General features: G+C 32.8%; 2 protein-coding genes. Both read left to right on the top strand.

The genetic code is table 11. The annotated features are described in order from the left end of the window. Positions 1 to 107: 107 nt before the first annotated feature. Positions 108 to 761, top strand: coding sequence for a hypothetical protein (locus BM239_RS15210; RefSeq protein WP_092210189.1), 654 nt, complete (start codon positions 108 to 110; stop codon positions 759 to 761). A 156-nt stretch (positions 762 to 917) separates the two neighbouring features. After that, on the top strand, positions 918 to 1,781 hold the full coding sequence (locus BM239_RS15205; protein ID WP_092210187.1) for a GIY-YIG nuclease family protein: 864 nt from the start codon (positions 918 to 920) through the stop codon (positions 1,779 to 1,781). Positions 1,782 to 2,015 lie beyond the last annotated feature (234 nt).

Below are 2,015 nucleotides of genomic sequence, written 5' to 3'. Positions count from 1 at the left end.
CTAATCAAGTGTAAATGTGCGTTTGCTACCTTCCGATTTTCCTGCGGAAAATCCTCGGACGCAAACTCGCCCATTTCATACACTTACCGTTGCCACCAATTAGAGAAATGACCAAACAAGAAATCTACGAAAAAGCAAATAGCGTTGTCGGAATTGAGGGAATGACAGGAAATGAACGCCTTTATGTAAGTGGATTAATGGACGAGTTTGACAAAGCCAAAAAGTCGGACAAATACAAAGCACGAACAATACTTCAAGCATTAAAATTTGACGAACTTTCAATTGGTAGAATAGTTGGATTCTCAATGGATTCGCTGAAATATCCAAATGCTTGGGATTTTCCGAATGAAAACTCAAACGGACAAGAAAATGAAAATAAAGCTACGTTAGAGTATTCGAACCTTAACGAAGTTGGAATGGGAGCACCTTTGAGCGGAAAATGTAAAATCAAACTTAATGACAATAAAGAAATTCTGATTTCCGAAAATTGTGGTGGACCAGCAATTTGGACTCGAAACGGACAAAAAATTGCAATACCGATTTGGGATAGGTCATTTTTTAGTGGAACAATTCAAAGAATCGGAATTGTGGACTTGAAAAAGCAAACGCTGACTAAATACAAAAAGAAGTTTCGAGTTTTGGATTTAAGGTCATTTAGTGGAAACAATATTGTTGGATATGACAGCCCAATACACAGAATGAAAAAACTTGAATTTGATTATATTAACGAACCGATTGAAAAAGTTATCGGAATAAAATAACTGGTGGCAACAACGTGTATAATTCATTGCTAGTACTCGCCTACTTACGAAAATCCTCGCGGATTTTCTATTCGGTTTGTATTTGCTAATTTAATTGCTGAAACACGCAACGAAATCATACACAAAACCGTTCTACGCAATTTGACCAAACTAACAATGACAAACATTCCAATTTCAAAATCAGACCCATTTACTAAAAAATTCAATCTTGAATGGGAATCGTTAGGTGGAAATGAATTTTATGAAAAAGTTTTGAATGGAACTATAAATATGGTTTCAACTAAACCTGATATTAATCGACTTTTTCTAACAGCAAATCATTTGGAGGGAAAAGATTATCTAATATTAAGACATCCAAGTAAAGATTTTATGCTTGACATAGGAGACAAATTTTATATATTATTTGAGAACAATGAAGTTTTGGAGTTTGATATAGAAAAGAAATCTTTTCATCTTTATAACAGTCTAAACGACACGTATAAACAAGTTTACGAAAATAGAATTTTATTATACAAAGAGGATTTAGAATATCTATCTCAAAATCTAATAAAAGACTGGCGAATTTTGACTTCTGGAAACAGAAAAATTGAAGGAATGCGACCTTTTGGCGGAACCCATCATAAATACGACAATAAAGAAAATTTACAAATTGCTCTGAAAAACTTATTCGTAGATTATAATAAAATAGTTGGCGGAATAGAAAATTATGAACCATTATCGAAACTTGATTTTAAAGACGAAATCAGTTTAACAGAAGTTTGCCATTTATATTTAATGAAAGATTTGGCAAATGGCTATTACAAAATTGGAATATCTAATAATCCAGAATATCGAGAGAAAACTTTACAAAGCGAAAAGCCAACTATTGAACTAATAACCTCAAAAGGGTTTTCTAACCGAAAAATTGCTTTAGCTTTTGAAAGTTCATTACACAAATCATATGAAAACAAAAGGTTACGTGGAGAATGGTTTGAATTGACTGAAAGAGAAAAAGCAGAAATTAAAGAAATACTGAAATAAAAACTGCGTAGAACAACGTGTATAATTAATGGCTAGTTCTCGCCTACTTACGAAAATCCTCGCGGATTTTCTATTCGGTTTTTATTTGCTAAATTAGTTGCTAAATCACGCCACTAATCATACACAAAACCGTTGTACGCAAGCTTGACCCGTCCTGAATAAAGGCTACATAATTTTAAACATTATGTACAAAAATGACAAAGTAATTAGACGGTATTCAGAACCTTTTAAACT

Origin of the sequence: Algorimicrobium echini (assembly GCF_900115185.1) — a bacterium.
Taxonomy (GTDB): Bacteria; Bacteroidota; Bacteroidia; order Flavobacteriales; family Flavobacteriaceae; genus Algorimicrobium; species Algorimicrobium echini.
The sequence above is the reverse complement of the archived record's forward strand: the minus strand, read 5'-3'. Positions and strand labels throughout refer to the sequence as shown.

What these genes read in the sequence shown, in the direction of transcription:
- BM239_RS15205 (WP_092210187.1), top strand. Translation starts at nt 918, where the DNA reads ATGACAAACATTCCAATTTCAAAATCAGACCCATTTACTAAAAAATTC.
- BM239_RS15210 (WP_092210189.1), top strand. Translation starts at nt 108, where the DNA reads ATGACCAAACAAGAAATCTACGAAAAAGCAAATAGCGTTGTCGGAATT.